The sequence below is a fragment of the Serratia nematodiphila DZ0503SBS1 genome (genome assembly GCF_000738675.1).
Classification (GTDB): Bacteria; Pseudomonadota; Gammaproteobacteria; order Enterobacterales; family Enterobacteriaceae; genus Serratia; species Serratia nematodiphila.
Map to the genome: position 1 here is coordinate 2,624,905 of NZ_JPUX01000001.1, position 19,523 is coordinate 2,644,427.

Below are 19,523 nucleotides of genomic sequence, written 5' to 3' on the forward strand. Positions count from 1 at the left end.
GGTGATGCCCAGGACGTGGGAGAGGCGCATGGATTTCGGTAAACGGCAGTTTTTACAGCGGCTGGGCGTGTTGACGGCGGGGGCTTCGCTGATCTCCGTGGCGGAGGCCGGGCTGACGTTAGCACCGACGCGGCGCGAGGGGGATGCGAGCCGCCGTTACGCGATGCTGATCGACCTGCGGCGCTGCGTAGGGTGCCAGGCTTGTACCGTGAGCTGCGCCATTGAAAACCAGACGCCGCACGGGGAGTTTCGCACCACGGTAAACCAGTATCAGGTCAGCCTCGAAGGCGAAGCCGCTGCGACCAACGTGCTGTTGCCCAGGCTGTGCAATCACTGCGACAACCCGCCCTGCGTGCCGGTATGTCCGGTACAGGCCACCTTCCAGCGCGAGGACGGGATCGTGGTGGTCGACAACAAACGCTGCGTGGGTTGCGCCTATTGCGTACAGGCCTGTCCGTACGATGCCCGTTTTATCAATCACACCACCCAAACGGCGGACAAATGCACCTTTTGCGTGCACCGGCTGGAGGCGGGATTGTTGCCGGCATGCGTGGAGTCGTGCGTGGGAGGGGCGCGGATCATCGGCGATATGCGCGATCCGCACAGCATGTTGAGCAAGCTGCTGCGGCGCCACGAGGCCGAGATAAAAGTCCTCAAGCCGGAGAACCAAACCGCGCCCCACGTGTTCTATCTGGGGCTGGATGATGCCTTCGTCACGCCGCTGCCGGGGCGGGCGCAGGTCGCCTTATGGGGAGAAAGACGATGAGCCGCCAACTGATGATCGCAGAAGTGCTGAGCCAGCCGCAGGCGGTGAGCTGGCTGCCGTGGGCCGTACAATATTTCTTCTTTATCGGCATCGCCGCCTGCGCCGCGCTGCTGGCCTGCGTGTGGCGCTGGCGCGGTGGAGATAACGCCGCGCATCTGGAGCGCATGGCGCTGTTTATCGGGCTGACGTGCGCCATTACCGCGCCGCTGGCGTTGACCGCCGACCTGCATCAAACCGCCCGTTTCTGGCATTTCTACGCCTACCCGACGCCCTGGTCGTGGATGCCGTGGGGCGCGCTGTTCTTGCCGCTGTTTACCCTGCTGATCGGCCTGTGGTTTATCGCGATTGAATTTACGCGGCTGACGGGCAGACCGGTTGCGCTGTTGCGTGGGATAGCGCCCGCCTGCGCGCTGGTGGCTATCGGCCTGCTGTTGTACACCGGGCGAGAGGTTTCCATCGTGCGCGCCCGCCCAATTTGGTTCAGCTACGGGTTTCCGATCGTGATGTTCCTCAGCGCGCTGCAGGCGCTCTTGGCTTTGCTGCTGCTGGCGATGCGCGAACGGCCCGGTCTGCAGGCGCCGCTGGCGCGCGGGATGCTGCTGACGTTACTGCTGCTCGGCGGGGCGATCCTGCTGTGGGTATGCGGCGATACGTTATCCGGCGCGGCGGTACGCCACTGGCTGCAGACGCAGGCGATGGCGCGCCGGTATGCCGCAGGATGGATTGCGCTGTGGGGGCTGACGCTGGCGTGCGCCGCCTGGGCCGGCTATCGGCGCTTGCCGCGCGGCGGCGCGCCGCTGCTGGTGGCCGGCGCACTAGGGCTGAGCTGGCTGATGCGCTGGACGCTGTTGATCGAGGTACAAACCATCCCGAAATACAGCGCGTCTAACTCCTCTTATAGCCTGCCGCTCGGCACTGACGGTTTGCTGGCGATCGTCGGCACCTTCGGCTTGTGGCTGGCGTTAATGATCATGGTGCGTGAAGCACAGGCGTTTTTACTGCGGAGAAAACAACATGGCTAAACTCACCCGGCGTCAGTGGTTGAAAGTGGGCCTGGCCTTCGGCGGATTGTCCGCTTTCGGCCTGAGCTATCGCGAAGTCGCCAAACGGGCGATCGACGGCATGATTCACGGTACCTCAGGGCGGGTGACTCTGGATCGCATCAACGGCAACTCCCTGCCGCCAGAAGGGCGGGCAATGCCGGAATGGCAAGGCAATCCGCAACAGGCCATCTCGATGACCCAATGTTTCGGCTGCTGGACGCAATGCGGCGTGCGGGTACGGGTGGACAGGCAGACCGACCGGGTATTGCGCATTGCCGGCAACCCTTATCATCCGTTGTCTCAGGAACGGCACGTCGACTCTGCGTTGCCGCTGCAGGACGCGTTGGCGCAGTTGGGCGGCGAAAGCGGCCTCGACGCCCGTTCCACCGCCTGCGCGCGCGGCGCCACGTTGCTGGAGGGGCTTTACAGCCCGCTGCGCGTCCTGGAGCCGATGAAGCGCGTCGGCAAACGCGGCGAGGGCAAGTGGCAGCGTATCAGCTTTGAGCAGTTGATCGCCGAAGTGGTGGAGGGCGGCAATCTGTTCGGCGAGGGGCATGTGGACGGCCTGCGGGCGATCCGCGATCTGGAGACGCCGATCGATGCCCGACGGCCGGGGCTGGGGCCGAAAGCCAACCAGCTATTGGTGACCAATGCCGGTGACGACGGGCGCGATAGCTTCCTGCGGCGCTTCGCCCAGAACAGTTTCGGCAGCAAAAACTTCGGCGCGCACGGCGCTTACTGCGGGCTGGCCTACCGTGCCGGTTCCGGCGCGTTGATGAACGATCTGGACAAGAACCCGCACGTGAAACCGGACTGGGAACAGGTCGAATTCGCGCTGTTTATGGGGACCTCACCGGCGCAGTCCGGCAACCCGTTCAAGCGCCAGGCCCGGCAATTGGCCAGCGCCAGATTGCGCAGCGAATTCCGTTATGCGGTAGTGGCGCCGGCGCTGCCGCTGACCACCACGTTGGCGGACGATCATGGCCATTGGATCCCGATATTGCCGGGTACCGACTCGGCGCTGGCGATGGCGATGATCCGTTGGATCCTCGACCACCGGCGTTATCAGGCCGATTATCTCGCCATCCCGTCGGAGGCCGCCATGCAACGCGCCGGCGAGAAGAGCTGGACCAACGCCACGCATCTGGTGATCGCCGAGAGCGAGCATCCGCGGGCGGGGCAGCATCTGACGCAGGCCGATCTGAACGGCGCCGGGTCGGCGTCGCCGCTGGTGGTCAACGGCGCGGGTGAGCTGGTGGCGGCCGAGACGTGCGACAGCGCCGAGCTGTGGGTAACCCGTACGGTGACGCTGCACGATGGCGCGCAGGTGGAGGTGAAAAGCGGCTTCCAGTGTTTGAAAGAGGCCGCCGACAAGCTGTCGCCGGAGGCGTACAGCCGGCAATGCGGCGTGCCGGTGGCACGCATCGCGGCATTGGCCGAGGCCTTTACCGCCCACGGGCGCAAGGCGGCAGTGATCGCCCATGGCGGGATGATGGCGGCGAACGGGTTTTACAATACCTGGGCGGTGATGATGCTTAACGTGCTGATCGGCAACCTGAGCCTGGCGGGGGGCGTGTTCGTCGGCGGCGGTAAATTCAACGGCTTCGCCGAGGGGCCGCGCTATAACCTGGTCGAGTTTCCTGGCCTGGTAAAACCGAAAGGGCTGAATATCGCGCGCAGCAAGGCCGCCTATGAAACCTCCGACGAATACCGCGAAAAAGTGGCGGCGGGCGTTTCGCCCTGGCCGGCCAGGGCGCCCTGGTATCCGTTCGTCGCCGGGCAGTTGACCGAGCTGCTGACCTCGGCGTTGGCGGGGTACCCCTACGGGCTGAAAGCCTGGATCTCGAACATGACCAACCCCTTGTTCGGTATCGCCGGGTTGCGCGGCGTGGCGGAGGAGCGGCTGAAAGATCCGGCGCGTTTGCCGCTGTTTATCGCTATCGATGCGTTTATCAACGAAACGACGGCGCTGGCCGACTATATCGTCCCGGACACCCATAATTTTGAGAGTTGGGGATTCAGCGCCCCCTGGGGCGGCGTCGCCAGTAAGGCCACCACCGCGCGCTGGCCGATAGTGACGCCGGCGACTGCGCAAACGGCGCAAGGGCAGCCGATTTCCATGGAGGCGTTTTGCATTGCCGTCGCCAAACGCCTGGCGCTGCCGGGGTTCGGCGATCGCGCTATCGGCGACGGCCAGGGCGGGCTGCTGCCGCTCAACCGTGCCGAGGATTATTATCTGCGCGCCGCCGCCAACGTGGCGTTTTCCGGCAAGGCGCCGGTGCCGGCCGCGAGGGCGGACGAACTGACGCTGAGCGGTGTCGATCGCTTGCTGCCGCAACTGGCGCAGACGCTGCGCGCCGATGAGATCGACCGCGTGGCGTTTATCTACAGCCGCGGCGGCCGCTTCGCCGATCACGACAGCGGCCGCCGCGACGGCAGCGTGGGCAACCGCTGGGAGAAACCGCTGCAGATCTGGAATGCGGAAGTGGCGAAGCACCGGCATGCGATCACCGGCGAGCGTTTCAGCGGCTGCCCCACCTGCTACCCGGCGCGTTTGTCGGACGGCCGCGCGGTGGAAGCGCTCTACCCAGAACGGCAGTGGCCGCTGCGCCTGATGTCCTTTAAATCTAATGTGATGAGCAGCTCCACCGCGGTGATCCGGCGCCTGCACGACGTGAAGCCGGTGAACCTGGTGGCCTTGAACCCGGCGGACGGAGCGCGTTTCGGCATTCAACACGGTGATTGGGTGCGCATCAGCACGCCGGGCGGCAGCCGCGAGGCGCAGATCAGTTTGCTGGCGGGGGTGATGCCCGGCGTGATCGCGGTGGAACACGGCTACGGCCACCGGGAGATGGGAGCCAGCCAGCACTACCTGGACGGCGAACCGCTGGCGATGGATGAGCGCATCGCCGCCGGCATCAATCTCAACGATTTGGGCTTTGCCGATCCGACGCGCGAAGTGCCGAACACCTGGCTGGATTGGGTGACCGGTGCGGCGGTGCGTCAGGGTATTCCGGCGGCGATCGTTAAACTTTCCGCGTAAACGGCAGACGAAAAAAAACCTGCTGTAACAGCAGGTTTTCTTAAATTTGGTCGGCATGAGAGGATTATGCGCATCTTCGATGCTTGCCCTGCGGGCCGTTGCTAAAGCAACGTGGTCTCACTTCGTTCGGCTCAAACCTCCTGCGGAGATTCTCATCCTCCCGACGTGCAGACGAAAAAAAACCTGCTGTAACAGCAGGTTTTCTTGAATTTGGTCGGCATGAGAGGATTCGAACCTCCGACCCCCGACACCCCATGACGGTGCGCTACCAGGCTGCGCTACATGCCGACGCTATCAAAAATCATACTACCGATTCCTGATGTTAATGCAAGCGCCTCGCCACTTGATTGCTTTAGTTTTAAGCAGTTAGTTGGCGATAAAGCGTTTTACATCGGTCAACACCTGCAACAGCAGAGCAAGCTGCGGTTTCTCGTCCTTTATCTCTTCGCCGTTCTGATCGTAGACGCGATAGTTGCCATTGTTGTCCAGCATCAGCGTTTGTGTCGGCGTGGTGATCACCAGCTGGTTGCCATCGCCGGTGGCGATCCAGTTGTTGCGGCGCTGGGCGGTGAACAGATCCTCGCCTTGCGAATAGTCTTTCGGCGCGGTTTGCACGTGCAGCAGGCGTTGCATCAAGGTGCGCATGACGTCGTTATGGCCGGTCAGCTTGCTGATGGTCTGCGCCGGGGTGCCCGGCCAGTGGATCACCAACGGCACCTGCAGCTGCGCCTGGTTGAAGGCGGTGCCGGCGCCCCATTGGCCTTTGCCACTGTCGTTGAACTCGACGCCGTGCTCGGCGGTGATCACCACCACGGTTTTATCCAGCAGGCCGCGCTGTTTCAGCGTGTCCAGCACCCGGGCTATCTGAGCATCCACATCTTGCGCGCCGGTGCGGTAGCGCCGAATAAAGTCGGCCGGAACCGGTTTTTTGTCGCCTTCGGTCGGCTCGGCGCCGCTGAAGTTGATATAGGAGAACCACGGCTCTTTGCTACCCTGGTCTGCCAACCAACGTTGCCATTGCTGGGTAGTTTGGGCGTCGCTTTGCGGCGTCGGCGTCGGCAGCGAGAAGTCGGTCAACAGCGCCTGGCGGTACAGGCTGGCATTGAAGCCATCGGAGGAGAACAGCCCCAGCTGGTAGCCCCGATCGCCGAGCGCATTGATCAGTGCCGACGGCTTGCGGCCAGCGAGCACGCTGTCCAGATAGGTCGGGGAAATGCCGTAGAACAGGCCGAACAGCCCGGTATCGGCATGGTTGCCCGAACTGTAGTGATCGCTGAAACGCACGTTTTCCTGGGCGAAGCGGGTCAGGGTTGGCATGTCCTGCGCCACGTCTTTGGCGCGAATGCCGTCCACTACGATCATCAGCAGGTTATAGCCGCTGCCTTTATCGCCGTAGCTGAGATCGCTGAGCGGATACTCCACCGACACCGCTTCCGGGTTGCCCTGTTGCACCAGACGGCGCTCATACTCTTGCTGGTCGAGCAGGCCGTGTTTCTCGAGGAACTTGCGCGCGGTCATCGGGTACGAGAGCGGCAGGTTGGCCCGCTGCATGGTGATCGGGCGATAGAAGTTGGCGTCGGCCCAGATATAAATCAGGTGCGACGCGAAAAAGGCGCTGATAAACAGCGCCGCCAGCGGCTTGCCGAAGCGGCGGCGGTTCAGGCTGCGCAGCTTCTGCCAGCTCCAGGTGCCGAACAGCATCTCCACCAGGAAGATCACCGGCACGCAGATAAACATCAGCTGCCAGTCACGCGACAGTTCGCTTTGATCCGGGTTGACCACCAGATCCCACACCACCGGATTGAGGTGCAGGTGGAAATGGGAGAACACTTCGCTGTCGACCAGCAACAGCGTGAGCCCGATGGTGGCCAACGCGGCGGAAATAAATCGCAGCAGCCGCTGCGACATCACCACGAAGGTGAGCGGGAAGATCACCAGCAAATAGCCGGCGAACACGATAAAGCTGAAATGCCCCAGCAGGCTGACAAAGGCATAGACCCGGCCCAGCAGGGATGCGGGCCAGTCGGTGACAAACAGGTAGCGGCTGCCCAGCCCAAGGGCGAGCAGGATGTTGAATAAGGCGAACCAGTGCCCCCAGCTGATCATCTGGGAGACTTTTTCACGATAACGCTGACGGTTTGTCACCATAAGTCAATATTAATGTGCTTTATCTTCACGGACAGAAGCCTGCAAGGCTTCCGCGAACGATCTCGCCAGGGTTTTCCGCTGCGCGGGGGCAACGCTGGTGTTGATCAAATTAGTGACCATGTTGCCCAGCACCATCAGGGAAAGATCGGTGGGGGTATGGTGTTTTTCCAGAACATTGACCAGCTCTGAGAGCAGTTGTTCAACGTGTTCGTCACTGTAACGGGATGATTGTGGCATAAAATTGCGCTTAGTAATCTGCAAAGTGCCCTATCTTACCGTATAGGGCAGTGATTTTCCGCTCTTTTATCACTTCCTGTCATTCGGGAAATTGTTCGCCCGCGCCGGGGCGGGGCCCCGCTGCGCCTTTCCGGTTTGCCGCCGCTTTTTAGTATTGCAGGGCGGGGTCTTCAGTGTTTGAATACGCGCCTAAAGAACAGGAGGATTTATCATGAGTCTGGATATCGACCAGATCGCTCTGCACCAATTGGTGAAACGCGACGAGCAAACGCTGGACGTGGTGTTGCGCGATACCTTGCTTCCCACCAACGCGGCGGTGGAAGAAATGATGACGGAACTGCATCGCGTCTACAGCGCCAAGAGCAAGGCCTTGGGCCTGTTCAACGAAGGCAGCGAACTGGCGGAAGCGCTGCGCACTTGCCGCAAGGACGATAAGGACTTTCTGGCCTTCAGCCGCGCGGCGACCGGCCGCCTGCGCGACGAACTGGCGAAGTATCCGTTTGCCGAAGGCGGCGTGGTGCTGTTCGGCCAATACCGTTATCTGGCGGTGGAGTACTTGCTGATCGCGGTGCTGAACAGCCGTAACAGCATGCGCGTCAACGAAGAGCTGGATATCAACACCACGCACTATCTGGACATCAACAACGCCGATATCGTCGCGCGCATCGATCTGACCGAATGGGAAACCAACCCGGAATCGACCCGCTATCTGACCTTCCTGCGCGGGCGCGTAGGCCGCAAGGTCGCCGATTTCTTCATGGATTTCCTGGCGGCGTCCGAAGGGTTGGACACCAAGGCGCAAAACCGCGGGCTGCTGCAGGCGGTGGACGACTACTGCGCCGATGCGCAGTTGGACAAGAACGAGCGCCAGTCGGTGCGCCAACAGGTGTACAGCTACTGCAACGAACAGCTGCAGGCGGGCGAAGAGATTGAACTGCAGGCCCTGTCGCAGGAGCTGTCGCCGGTCGGCGAGAAAGACTTCATGCAGTTCTCCAGCGAGCAAGGGTATGAGTTGGAGGAAAGCTTCCCGGCGGATCGCGGCACGCTGCGCCAGCTGACCAAATTTGCTGGCAGCGGCGGCGGTATCAGCCTGAATTTCGACGCCATGCTGTTGGGCGAGCGCATTTTCTGGGATGCGGCCACCGACACGCTGACCATCAGAGGCACGCCGCCGAACCTACGCGATCAGCTGCAGCGCCGGACCGGCAGCGGCAAGTAAGCGCGCCGGATCGCAGACAATAAAAAACGCCGCAATTGCGGCGTTCTTTATTTCGGCGTCCCGAAAGGTTCGAAAACGTAGCGATTAAACGCGAACGAAGTCGATGTGAGCCAGTTTTGGCTTGAACGGGTGACGCTGTACAGCCTGAACCTTAACTTTGGTTTCTTTACCGTCGATAACCAGAGTTACTGCTTCGCTGTAGAATTCTGGTTTAGCTTCCATGTTCTTAACAGAATCATGGTCCAATTCGATGGAAACTGCAGCTTCTTTGCCACCGTAAACGATAGCTGGGAATTTGTTTGCTGCACGCAGGCGGCGGCTCGCACCTTTACCCTGGTCTTTACGTACTTCTGCATTGATAGTGAACATTGTTTTTTCTCTTAAAAGAAAATTTACCCTGCTACAGGCGACCCAAGTAGCAAGTTCGGAAATCCGCTTTAACGCTGGGCAGGCCCAAGTAAAGCGCGCGGCATTTTAACGGAAAGCCGCCTGTAGGGCAACGAAAACCTGTCCAGATTGGGGACCGTTCGCTCAGGTCAATTGATTGGCGCGGCGGAAACGGCCTTGATAATCGAACACTTTCTCGCGCACCTGCCAAAACTGGCCGCGTTTGCGCGCCACCACGAAATCCGGATGGCGCAGCGCCTGCTGTTGCGCCAGCACGTCGGCGGCGGTGTGCCAGGCGAACGGCACGCCCGGCGCGCGCTGGTGCGGGCGCAGGAACAGCATCTCGAACGCTTTGCGCTGCGCCGGCGTCTGCAGGCGGAAGCGCTCGCTGGTGCTGGTGCCGTCCTCGTCGTAATAGGTGGCCTTCAGCCATTCGCCCTTGTCATCGCGGCCGCTCTGCAGTTCCATGCCGCCGCAGCGCAGCACCAGCGCGTCTTTCAGCTTCAGCGCCGCTTTCAGCATATCGTCGGGATCGACCAGCACCTCCTGACACTGATGGCAGCGGCGTGCGGCGATGTCGTTCTCCGCGCCGCAGTGCGGGCAGCTCTTGAACCGGAAGCGGTAATCGCACTGTTCGCGGTGGCCGTCGTCGTCTTCCAGCCAGCCCTGACAGCGGCGGCCGTAGTGCTCGATGATATCGCCGTTCTCGGTGCACTTGCCCCAGAACAGATTGGCGAAGCCGCAGGCCGGGCAGAACACCTGCACCGGCTGGCTGTCGCCGTGCGGCTTGCTGACGCCGACCTCAGGCGTGAACAGATCGTGCGGGTTGCCGGCATAGTCGAGGATCAGACAATCCTCCTTGCCGGGCGCCAGCCGCAGCCCGCGGCCGACGATCTGCTGATACAGGCTGACGGACTCGGTCGGGCGCAGGATCGCGATCAGATCGACGTGCGGCGCGTCGAAACCGGTGGTCAATACCGCTACGTTGACCAGATAGCGCAACTGCTGTTGTTTGAACGCCTCGATCAGCGCATCGCGCTCGGCGGGCGGTGTTTCTGCGCTGACCAGCGCGGCCTCGCCGTTCGGCAGAAGGCCGTGGATCTCGCGGGCGTGCTCGACGGTGGCGGCGAAGATCATCACCCCTTTGCGATCGTCGGCGTACTCCACAATCTGGCTGATAATGTGCGGCGTGACGCGGTTTTGCCGCTTCAGCTCGCGGTTCAGATCCGCTTCGCTGAACAGGCCGTTGCTTCTGGCCTCCAGCCGGCTGAAATCGTACTGCACAATCGGCATGTCCAGCCGCTCAGGCGGCACCAGGAAGCCGTTCTTAATCATATAGCGCAGCGGCAGCTCATAGATGCAGTCGCGAAACAGGCTGGCGCCGTCGCCGCGGGTAAAACCGTGGTAGTGATACTGGTAAATCCAGCCCTTGCCCAGACGATAGGGCGTGGCGGTCAACCCCAGCAGCCGCAGCTGCGGGTTGGTTTTCTGCAAATGCTGGATGATTTGTTGGTACTGGCTGTCGTCGTCGTCACTGATGCGGTGGCATTCATCGACGATCAGCAGCGAAAAGGCGCCGTCGAACAGCGGCAGGTTGCGCGCCACCGACTGCACGCTGCCGAACACCACTTTGCCGGCGCTCTCTTTTTGTTGCAGACCGGCGGCGAAGATGTCCGCCTCCAGGCCGTAGGCGCAGTATTTGGCGTGGTTTTGCGCCACCAGTTCCTTGACGTGCGCCAACACCAGCACCCGCCCACGGGCGCGCTTCGCCAGTTCGGCGATCACCAGGCTTTTGCCGGCGCCGGTCGGCAGCACGATCAGCGCCGGTTCGGGACGCTGCCGAAAATGGTTGATGGTGGCTTCGACCGCTTCCAGTTGGTAGGGGCGTAGGGTAAAGGCCATAAAATGAACGCCGTAGAGTGGAATGGGCCGCCGGGTACAGATCTTGTCGCCCCCGTTCCCACAGAAACAGCGACATTTTACGCCCCGGGCGGCCGAAAAATTTCTACTATTATGCCTTCTGCGCGCGCGCGGTGCGAGAAGCGTGAAAATTACCTCTGTCGGGCAACGCGTTGTGTCGCTATACTTGTGTGACAGCAATCGCTGTTCCCCCACGCGATTCCCCCCCTGAACCTGCTATTTGCACCCGGTGCAACGGCGGGCGTCATATTTTGGCAATACGATCAATGCGATCATAACAACGACAGGCAAAGCAGATCCCATGCGATTGGACAAGTTTTTATCTCAGCAGTTAGGCATCAGCCGTGCGCTGGTCGCGCGCGAACTTCGGGCTAAACGCGTCACCGTGGACGGTGAGGTAGTGAAGAGCGGGGCTGTCAAACTGACCCCGGAGCAAGAAGTGGCGTTCGACGGCAATCCGCTGCAGCAGCAGAACGGCCCGCGCTATTTCATGCTCAACAAACCGCAGGGCTACGTCTGCTCTACCGACGATCCCGATCATCCGACGGTGCTGTATTTCCTCGATGAGCCGGTCGCGTACAAGCTGCACGCCGCCGGGCGGTTGGATATCGACACCACAGGGCTGGTGCTGATGACCGACGACGGTCAATGGTCGCACCGTGTCACGTCGCCGCGCCACCACTGCGAGAAAACCTATTTGGTCACGTTGGAGCACCCGTTGGCGGAAGACACCGCGCAGCGTTTCGCTGAAGGGGTGCAACTGCACAACGAGAAAGATCTGACGCGGCCGGCGACGCTGGAGCAGGTCGACGAGCACGTGGTGCGCTTGACCATCAGGGAAGGGCGCTACCACCAGGTGAAGCGGATGTTCGCCGCCGTCGGCAACCGGGTGATCGCGTTGCACCGTGAGCGCATCGGCGCCATCGTGCTGGATGACGATCTGGCGCCGGGCGAATACCGCCCATTGACAGAAGAAGAGATCGCCAGCGTGGGCGCGCCGCACCTGCAGGACTGATAACCGATCATTGATTGCGGCCGATTAAGGAGTCGTGGAACGTGCAACAGAACCGAACCTCTCATCTCGGTTTGATTTTCATTCTGGGCCTGTTGTCCATGTTGATGCCGTTGGCCATCGACATGTACCTGCCCAGTATGCCGGTGATCGCTGCCCAGTTTGGCGTCGAGTCCGGCAGCGTGCAGATGACGCTCAGCGCCTATATGCTCGGCTTTGCCTTCGGGCAGCTGTTCTATGGGCCGATGTCGGACAGCATCGGCCGCAAACCGGTGATCCTGTGGGGAACGCTGATCTTCGCCATCGCCGGCTGCGCCTGTGCCATGGCGCAGTCGATCGATCAACTGATTGGGCTGCGTTTCCTGCACGGTTTGGCGGCGGCCGCCGCCAGCGTGGTGATCAACGCCCTGATGCGCGATATGTTCACCAAGGATGAGTTCTCGCGCATGATGTCGTTCGTCATTCTGGTGATGACCATTGCGCCGCTGCTGGCGCCGATGATCGGCGGTGCGCTGCTGCTGTGGTTCAGCTGGCACGCCATCTTCTGGACCATGGGCGCTGCGGCGCTGATCGGTTCGCTGCTGGTAGCCTTGTTCATCAAGGAGACGCTGCCGAAAGAGCGGCGCCAGCGGTTCCACCTGCGCACCACGCTGGGCAACTTCGGTTCGCTGTTCCGCCATAAGCGGGTGCTGAGTTACATGTTGGCCAGCGCCTTCTCGTTTGCGGGCATGTTCTCGTTCCTCAGCGCCGGGCCGTTCGTCTACATCGAACTGAACCACGTTTCGCCGCAGCATTTCGGTTACTATTTTGCGCTGAACATCGTCTTCCTGTTCCTGACGACGCTGATCAACAGCCGCAACGTGCGGCGCTTCGGCGCGGTCAAGATGTTCAAGCTGGGGCTGCTGGTACAGCTGGCGATGGGGCTGTGGCTAATGGCGGTGAGCACCGTGGGCCTGGGCTTCTGGGCGCTGGTGATCGGCGTTGCGGTCTATCTGGGGTGCATCGCGATGATCTCCTCCAACGCCATGGCGGTGATCCTGGATGATTTTCCGCATATGGCGGGCACCGCTTCTTCCCTGGCCGGCACGTTGCGCTTCAGCATCGGTGCGCTGGTGGGGGCGGTGCTGTCGATGGCGCCGGGCAAAAGCGCTTGGCCAATGGTCACCTCGATGGCGCTGTGCAGCATCGTGGCGGTGCTGTTCTATGTTTACGCCAGCCGGCCGCGCGATCGCGCAGCCTGACGTTCTCCCTATTCGGGGCGTGTCGCTCCGCATCGTCACGGGGTTGCGCCCTGCCATTTCAGGGTGCAACCGGCAATGAAAAATTTGTTGCTAAATATACGCATGCTAATCAATTGGCCGCTTTCTCACCTGTGTGCTTTTTGTTAAAAAATTCCGCCGCCGTGCCGCCCAATATTCCCCGGGAGGCGCGGCGCGCTGTCGGCTGAGCCGCGCGGGGGATTTGTATTAGGATTGATGTAAATCAAGGTATTAGCAGCGGTGGCAGCGCTAACGTGACGGGTAAGATGTTTCTTCATTGTAAAAATATGGCGACGAAAAAGTAGTCGCATTGCAAGAAAAAAGAGTTGAGATCGCTGCGGGAAAGGGTTACATATAACGCAAAAATGCGAGCTGAGTCGCAAAATGCCGTGAAATAACACCGCACGGCGCGCCAAAAAGTGGCACGGCATCGGCAAGCACGGGGTCAGGTTAATGGCTTGCGGCAAAATTTACATTTAAATAACATTTGTGCGCGGCAGAGTCGGGAGTCAACGGCTATAACTTAGTAACCCTGTCAGGTAAAAGTGTTTCACCTTTTCAAACTAGGGATTTCATGTGGAGAGTATCCAACTTTCGGTAGTGCATCGCTTGCCGCAAAGTTATCGTTGGCTATCCGGTTTCACCGGCGTGAAGGTCGAACCGATTCCGTTTAACGGAATAGACGAAGATAACAACCTGATTGGGCTGAAGCTGCTCAGCCATGAAGGGGCCGAGGCCTGGCAGGTCATGCAACAGCTCAATCTGTCGCTGCAGGAGATTCAGGTCGACTGTGCGATCGTCGAATGGGAAGGGGAACCTTGCCTGTTCGTGCAGCGCAGCGACGAGAGCGCCACCATGTGCCGCCTGAAAAACGTCGGTGCCGCGATCGCCGAACCGCTCAGCGCGCAATACCCCTTCTGAATTCGCCGCTAATCCGCCAACTGCAGCAGTTGACGGGTATAGTCGGCTGCGGGCGCCGCGAAAATCGCCCGGCAGTCTCCCTGTTCAACCACTTCCCCCTGTCGCAGTACGATGACCTGGTGACATAGCGAACGCACCACCTGCAGGTCATGGCTGATGAACAGATAAGCCAACCGGTGGCGTTGCTGCAGCGATTTCAGCAGCGTCAGGATCTGCGCCTGCACCGATTTATCCAGTGAAGAGGTCGGCTCGTCGAGGATCAGCAGCTGCGGTTGCAGGATCAGCGCGCGCGCGATGGCGATGCGCTGGCGCTGGCCGCCGGAAAACTCGGTGGGATAGCGGTGGCAAAGCTGCGGATCCAGGCCGACTTCCCGCAACACCTCGATCACGCGTTGTTCCCGCTGCTCGGCGCTAAGACGCTGGTGCACTTCCAGCCCCTCGGCGATGATCTGCTGCACGTTCAGGCGCGGATTCAGGGCGGAATAGGGATCCTGGAAGACGATTTGCATTCGGCTGCGGTAGGGCAGCATCTGCTTCATCGTGAGCGGGTGCAGCGGTTCGCCGTCGAACCAGATGGCGCCCTGCGAGGCCAGCAGACGCAATAACGCAAGCCCGGTGGTGCTTTTACCCGAGCCGGATTCTCCCACCAGCCCCACGCTTTCCCCGGCGCGCAGCTCGAAACTCAACGATTTCAGCGCATAGTGATAATCCACCGTGCGGCGCAGCAGGCCGCGCCGGATGGGGAAGCGCACCTGCAGATCTTCCACCTTGAGCAGCGGCCGCTCGTCGCTGGGGCGCGCGGTGGGCAACGGCAGCGGCTCACCGACGTCTTCGGCGGCCAGCAGCTGCTGTGTGTAGGGATGCTGCGGCCGGCTGAACAGCTGCGCGCGGCCGTTTTGCTCTACGCAGCGCCCCTGGCGCATCACCGCCACGTTGTCTGCCAGGCGGCGCACGATATTCAGATTATGGGTGATGAACAGCAACCCCATGCCCATCTCCTGCTTCAATTCTTGCAGCAGCGTCAGGATCTGCGCCTGGATAGTCACGTCGAGCGCGGTGGTGGGTTCGTCGGCGATCAGCAGTTTCGGGCGGGTCAACACCGCCATGGCGATCATCACGCGTTGGCGTTCGCCGCCGGACAGCTGGTGCGGATAGTCCTGCAGCCGGTTTTTGGCCTGACGGATGCCGACGCGCTCCAGGCATTCGACGATCTCTGCGCGCGCGGCTTCGCGCCGCAGGCCGCGGTGCAGCATCAGCACTTCCGCCAGCTGTTTCTCGATGGTGTGCAGTGGGTTAAGCGACACCATCGGTTCCTGAAAGATCATCGCGATCTGATTGCCGCGCACCTTGCGCAGGTCAGTCTCCGGCGCATGCAGCAACGACTCGCCGTTGAACAGAATATCGCCGGCAGGGTAAACCACCGGCGGCGCGGGCAGCAGACGCAGTATCGACAGGGCGGTGACGCTTTTGCCGGAGCCGGATTCCCCTACCAGCGCCAGCGTTTCCGCCGGCGCTATTTGCAGCGAGAGTTCGTTGACCACCGGCGTGACGGTGTCGCCCTGACGGAAGGCGATGCTGAGATCCTGAATAGCGAGCAAAGGAGTGGCCATATTAATGCGCCTTGCTGGGGTCAAAGGCGTCGCGCACCGCTTCGCCGATAAAGATTAATAACGACAGCAGCACTGCCAATACCAGGAAGGCGGTGATGCCGAGCCACGGCGCCTGCAGATTGTTTTTGCCTTGCAGCAGCAATTCACCGAGCGACGGCGAGCCTATCGGCAGACCGAAACCGAGGAAATCGAGCGACGTCAGGGTGGTGATCGAGCCGCAGAGGATAAACGGCAGGAAGGTCAGCGTCGCCACCATGGCGTTGGGCAGCATATGGCGGGACATGATTACCCGATCCGGCACGCCCATGGCGCGCGCGGCGCGGATATAGTCAAAATTGCGGGTGCGCAGGAATTCGGCGCGCACCACGCCCACCAGGCTCATCCAGCCGAACAGGATGGTGATGCCGAGCAGCCACCAGAAATTGGGCTGGACGATGCTCGACAGCAGAATGATCAGAAACAGCGTCGGCATGCCCGACCACACTTCGATAAAGCGCTGTCCCCACAGATCGAAACGCCCGCCGTAATACCCCTGCGTCGCGCCGACGCACACGCCGATCAGGCTGGAAAACAGCGTCAGCGCCAGACCGAACAACATCGAAATGCGAAAACCGTACAGCACCCGAGCCAGCACGTCGCCGCCGTTGCTGTCGGTGCCCAGCAGGTTGTGCCGCGAAGGCGGTGAAGGGAAGGGCACCTCCGTGGCGAAGTTGATGGTGTCGTAACTGAAGCGGATCGGTGCCCAGACCGCCCAGCCGTGCCGTTCGATCTGCCGCTGCACGAACGGATCCTGATAGTCGGCTTCGGTATTCAGTTCGCCGCCGAAGGCGGTTTCGCTGTAGCTAATCATAAACGGCAGGTACAACCGGCCTTCATAACGCACCAACAGCGGTTTGTCGTTGGCGATCAGATCGGCGGCCAGGCTCAGGGTGAACAGCACCAAAAAGATCCACAGCGACCAGTAGCCGCGGCGATTGCGGCGAAAACGCGCCCAGCGCGCCTGGTTGATCGGGCTAAGGCGGCTCATTGGCGGGCCTCGAAGTCAATGCGCGGATCGACCAGGGTGTAGGTGATATCGCTGAGGATATTCAACAGCAGGCCGATCAGGGTGAAGATATACAACGTGCCGAACATCACCGGGTAGTCGCGCTGCAGCGTGGCGTCGTAACCCAGCAGCCCCAGGCCGTTGAGCGAGAACATCACCTCAATCAGCAGTGAGCCGGTGAAAAACATGCTGATAAAGGTGGCCGGAAAACCGGCGATCACCAGCAGCATGGCGTTGCGGAACACGTGGCGGTACAGGATCTTTTTCTCGTCCAGGCCTTTGGCGCGGGCGGTGGTGACGTACTGTTTGCGGATCTCGTCGAGGAATGAGTTCTTGGTCAGCATGGTCAGGGTGGCGAAACCGCCGATCACCGTCGCCAGCACCGGCAGCGTGATGTGCCACAGGTAGTCGGCGATCTTCGCCGGCCAGGAGAGGGTGTCGAAGTTGCTCGATACCAGGCCGCGCAGCGGGAACCAGTCGAGATAGCTGCCGCCGGCGAACAGCACGATCATCAGAATGGCGAACAGAAAAGCCGGAATGGCGTAGCCGATAATGATCAGCGTGCTGCTCCAGGTATCGAACACGCTGCCATTGTGGACGGCCTTGCGGATGCCGAGCGGGATCGACACCAGATAGATGATCAGCGTGCTCCAAAGGCCCAGCGTGATGGAGACCGGCAGGCTCTGGCCGATCAGCTGCATCACCGAAGCGCCGCGAAACAGGCTGTCGCCGAAGTCGAAGCGCATATAATTCCACAGCATGGTGAAGTAGCGCTCGTGCAGCGGTTTGTCGAAGCCGTAACGCTTAGTGATCTCGGTGATCACCTCCGGATCCAGGCCGCGCGAACCGCGATATTGGCCGTCGCCTGCCGCGATGCCCGTCCGGGCATGCCCCAGACCTTCGCCGACACCGCCGCTGCCAAACCCGCTGCCGTGCCCCAGCTCAATGGCGGCGATGGCCTGATCGACCGGACCGCCGGGGGCGATTTGCACGATAAAAAAGTTGATGGTGATGATCGCCCACAGCGTGGGGATCACCAATAACAGTCTGCGTATCAGATAGGCCGCCATTCCGACTCCTTATTGCCGCTGAGCCGGTAAGCGCGCCGCCTTGTTGACGTCGTACCACCAGTTGTCGAAGCCGATCGCATAGGCCGGGCGGATCGACGGCGTGGAGAACTTGTCCCAATAGGCGTAGCGGTCGTGGTTGGAGTACCACATCGGCAGCATGTAGTTGTTCCAGGTCAGCACCCGGTCCAGCGCGCGGCCGAGCGGCAACAGGGCGTTTTCGTCGCCCTGATGGGCGGCGATTTGCCTGACCAGGCTGTCGACCGCCGGATCTTTGACGCCGGGGGTGTTATAGCTGGAATCGATGTACTGCGAATCCCACAGAATTTGCAGATCGGCGCTGGGGAACGGCATCGCCATATACACCGTCGACATCATGTCGAAATCGCGCTCGCGCATGCGGCGGGTGTACTGCGAGGCGTCAATCTCGCGGATTTGCATCTCGATGCCCAACCGCTGCAGGTTGTGGCGGAACGGCAGCACGTACTGGAAGTTGCTGCCGCTCAGCAGCATCAGTTCAAAGGTGAACGGCTGGCCGGTTTTGGCGTTGACCAGCTTTTGATTTTTGACCACCCAACCGGCTTCTTTCAGCAGTTGGGTCGCCTTCAGCAGGTTTTGTCGATCGTTGCCGCTACCGTCGGAGGAGGGCGGTTGGTAGATACTGGTAAATACCTCCGGCGGTATCTGGCCCTTGAGCGGTGCCAGCAAGGCCAGTTCAGCGGCGTCCGGGTAGCCGCGGGCTGCGTAGGCGGTGTTTTGGAAATAGCTGTCGGCGCGCTGATAGGCGTTGTAATACAGCGCCTTGTTCATCCAGTTAAAATCGAAAGCCAGGCCGATCGCTTCCCGTACCCGACGATCGGCGAACAGCGGTTTTTGCAGATTGAACGCCAGCCAGCGGGTATTCTGCGCCGCCTGGTTGGTCTCGTCCTGCTTGATGATGTAGTTGCGCGCGAAGTTGCCGCCCTGATATTGGGTGGCCCAGCTTTTGGGCGACGGCTCGATGCGGAAATCGTAGGCGCCGGCCTTGAAGGCTTCCAACGATACTTTGTCGTCCAGATAATAATCGTAGCGAATGCTGTCGAAGTTGTAGCGGCCGCGGTTCACCGGCAGATTGGCGGCCCAGTAGTCGCGCACCCGCTGATAGGTGATGTACTGGCCGAGGCGGTAATCGCCGATTTTATACGGGCCGCTGGCGAGCGGCGGGGTGCTGAGCGGTTCGTTGAGCTTATGGTTTTTCCAGAAGCTTTCCGGCAATACGCGCAGGCTGAGCAGGCTGAGGATTTGCTCACGGTTCGCCTTAGGCAGCTCGATGCGCACCGTCAGCCGGGAAATGGCCTTGACCGTGACGCCTTTGTAATAGGAGCGAAACTGCGGCACGCCTTCGGTCATGAATTTATTGAAGGTAAAGGCCACGTCGGCGGCGGTGATCGGGCTGCCGTCCTGGAAGCGGGCGCGGGCGTTGATATCCAATTCCATCCAGCGCATGTCGGCCGGGAAACGGGCCGATTCGGCAATCAACGGGTAATAGCTGCCGGGTTCGTCGTCGGAGTTGGTGAACAGCGTATCGTACAGCTCCATCGTGCGCTCGCCGGGCACGCCGCGGGTAGCGAAGCGGTTGAAGTTGTCGTAGGTGCCGATGGCCGCCAGTCGCACGTCACCTCCCTTGGGCGCCGCCGGGTTGACGTAGTCGAAATGGCTGAAGTCGGTGGCGTATTTCGGTTCACCGAGAAGGGCGAAAGCGTAGCTTTCGTTGAGGGCTTCGGCCCGCAGACCGAAGCTCAGTGCCGAGAGCACCAGAGCAGCGAAAATGCGCACGGACATCAGACGGTAAGCTCCTGCTGTGGAA

Annotated in this window: 15 protein-coding genes, 1 tRNA gene and 1 other RNA gene; 7 read left to right on the forward strand and 10 right to left on the reverse strand. The window is 61.0% G+C overall.

Features of this window, described 5'->3' with window-relative positions; all coding sequences use genetic code 11:
• Window positions 1-28 precede the first annotated feature (28 nt).
• From ttrB to ttrA, 3 genes are read left to right on the forward strand one after another with little or no spacing between them, the layout of a single operon-like run.
• Window positions 29-766 (forward strand): tetrathionate reductase subunit TtrB, encoded by a 738-nt coding sequence (gene ttrB / locus JL05_RS12155; RefSeq protein WP_033632546.1) that lies wholly within the window; start codon window positions 29-31, stop codon window positions 764-766.
• Window positions 763-1,788 (forward strand): tetrathionate reductase subunit TtrC, encoded by a 1,026-nt coding sequence (gene ttrC / locus JL05_RS12160; RefSeq protein ID WP_033632547.1) that lies wholly within the window; start codon window positions 763-765, stop codon window positions 1,786-1,788. Before ttrB ends, ttrC begins: the two co-directional genes overlap by 4 nt.
• Entirely contained in the window at window positions 1,781-4,852 is a 3,072-nt protein-coding gene (gene ttrA / locus JL05_RS12165; protein ID WP_033632548.1) for a tetrathionate reductase subunit TtrA, read from the forward strand. Before ttrC ends, ttrA begins: the two co-directional genes overlap by 8 nt.
• 47 nt (window positions 4,853-4,899) lie before the next feature.
• Here ttrA and JL05_RS24445 read toward each other — a convergent pair.
• The 4 genes from JL05_RS24445 to JL05_RS12180 all read right to left on the reverse strand — a co-directional run bounded on the left by JL05_RS24445 (window position 4,900) and on the right by JL05_RS12180 (window position 7,237).
• Window positions 4,900-5,028, reverse strand: a non-coding RNA gene (locus JL05_RS24445) — RtT sRNA.
• 35 nt (window positions 5,029-5,063) lie between these two features.
• Window positions 5,064-5,140 (reverse strand) — tRNA-Pro (locus JL05_RS12170).
• A 78-nt stretch (window positions 5,141-5,218) separates the two neighbouring features.
• Window positions 5,219-7,000, reverse strand: a complete 1,782-nt coding sequence (gene yejM / locus JL05_RS12175; RefSeq protein WP_033632549.1) for an LPS biosynthesis-modulating metalloenzyme YejM — start codon at window positions 6,998-7,000, stop codon at window positions 5,219-5,221.
• Window positions 7,001-7,009: 9 nt separating this feature from the next.
• The gene (locus JL05_RS12180) at window positions 7,010-7,237 is read right to left on the reverse strand and encodes a YejL family protein (RefSeq protein WP_004935782.1); all 228 of its coding nucleotides are present in this window, start codon (window positions 7,235-7,237) and stop codon (window positions 7,010-7,012) included.
• Between the two features lie 211 nt (window positions 7,238-7,448).
• Here JL05_RS12180 and yejK point away from each other — a divergent pair, with 211 nt between their 5' ends.
• Window positions 7,449-8,456 (forward strand): nucleoid-associated protein YejK, encoded by a 1,008-nt coding sequence (gene yejK, locus JL05_RS12185; protein WP_004935779.1) that lies wholly within the window; start codon window positions 7,449-7,451, stop codon window positions 8,454-8,456.
• 84 nt (window positions 8,457-8,540) lie between these two features.
• Here the strand turns inward: yejK and rplY are convergent, their stop codons facing one another.
• Together rplY and radD are read right to left on the reverse strand one after the other, a co-directional pair.
• Window positions 8,541-8,825: a 50S ribosomal protein L25 gene (gene rplY / locus JL05_RS12190; protein ID WP_004935776.1), complete on the reverse strand. Its 285-nt coding sequence runs from the start codon at window positions 8,823-8,825 to the stop codon at window positions 8,541-8,543.
• A gap of 162 nt (window positions 8,826-8,987) precedes the next feature.
• On the reverse strand, window positions 8,988-10,745 hold the full coding sequence (gene radD / locus JL05_RS12195; RefSeq protein WP_033632550.1) for a DNA repair helicase RadD: 1,758 nt from the start codon (window positions 10,743-10,745) through the stop codon (window positions 8,988-8,990).
• Window positions 10,746-11,064: 319 nt separating this feature from the next.
• On the opposite strand from radD, the gene rsuA reads away from it, so the two are divergent.
• The 3 genes from rsuA (at window position 11,065) to JL05_RS12210 (ending at window position 13,955) form a co-directional block, all read left to right on the forward strand.
• Window positions 11,065-11,778 (forward strand): 16S rRNA pseudouridine(516) synthase RsuA, encoded by a 714-nt coding sequence (gene rsuA, locus JL05_RS12200; protein ID WP_033632551.1) that lies wholly within the window; start codon window positions 11,065-11,067, stop codon window positions 11,776-11,778.
• Window positions 11,779-11,819: 41 nt separating this feature from the next.
• Window positions 11,820-13,016, forward strand: coding sequence for a Bcr/CflA family multidrug efflux MFS transporter (locus JL05_RS12205; protein ID WP_015378537.1), 1,197 nt, complete (start codon window positions 11,820-11,822; stop codon window positions 13,014-13,016).
• 594 nt (window positions 13,017-13,610) lie between these two features.
• A complete protein-coding gene (locus JL05_RS12210; protein WP_004935763.1) occupies window positions 13,611-13,955 on the forward strand; it encodes a YejG family protein in 345 nt (114 codons plus the stop codon).
• An 8-nt stretch (window positions 13,956-13,963) separates the two neighbouring features.
• On the opposite strand, the gene yejF is transcribed toward JL05_RS12210, so the two are convergent.
• From yejF to JL05_RS12230, 4 genes are read right to left on the reverse strand one after another with little or no spacing between them, the layout of a single operon-like run.
• Entirely contained in the window at window positions 13,964-15,565 is a 1,602-nt protein-coding gene (yejF, locus tag JL05_RS12215; protein ID WP_033632552.1) for a microcin C ABC transporter ATP-binding protein YejF, read from the reverse strand.
• A 1-nt stretch (window position 15,566) separates the two neighbouring features.
• On the reverse strand, window positions 15,567-16,592 hold the full coding sequence (locus JL05_RS12220) for an ABC transporter permease (protein ID WP_015378535.1): 1,026 nt from the start codon (window positions 16,590-16,592) through the stop codon (window positions 15,567-15,569).
• A complete protein-coding gene (locus JL05_RS12225) occupies window positions 16,589-17,680 on the reverse strand; it encodes a microcin C ABC transporter permease YejB (protein ID WP_033632553.1) in 1,092 nt (363 codons plus the stop codon). The genes JL05_RS12220 and JL05_RS12225 overlap by 4 nt, the downstream gene beginning before the upstream one ends.
• Before the next feature lie 9 nt (window positions 17,681-17,689).
• A complete protein-coding gene (locus JL05_RS12230) occupies window positions 17,690-19,498 on the reverse strand; it encodes an extracellular solute-binding protein (RefSeq protein WP_033632554.1) in 1,809 nt (602 codons plus the stop codon).
• Window positions 19,499-19,523 lie beyond the last annotated feature (25 nt).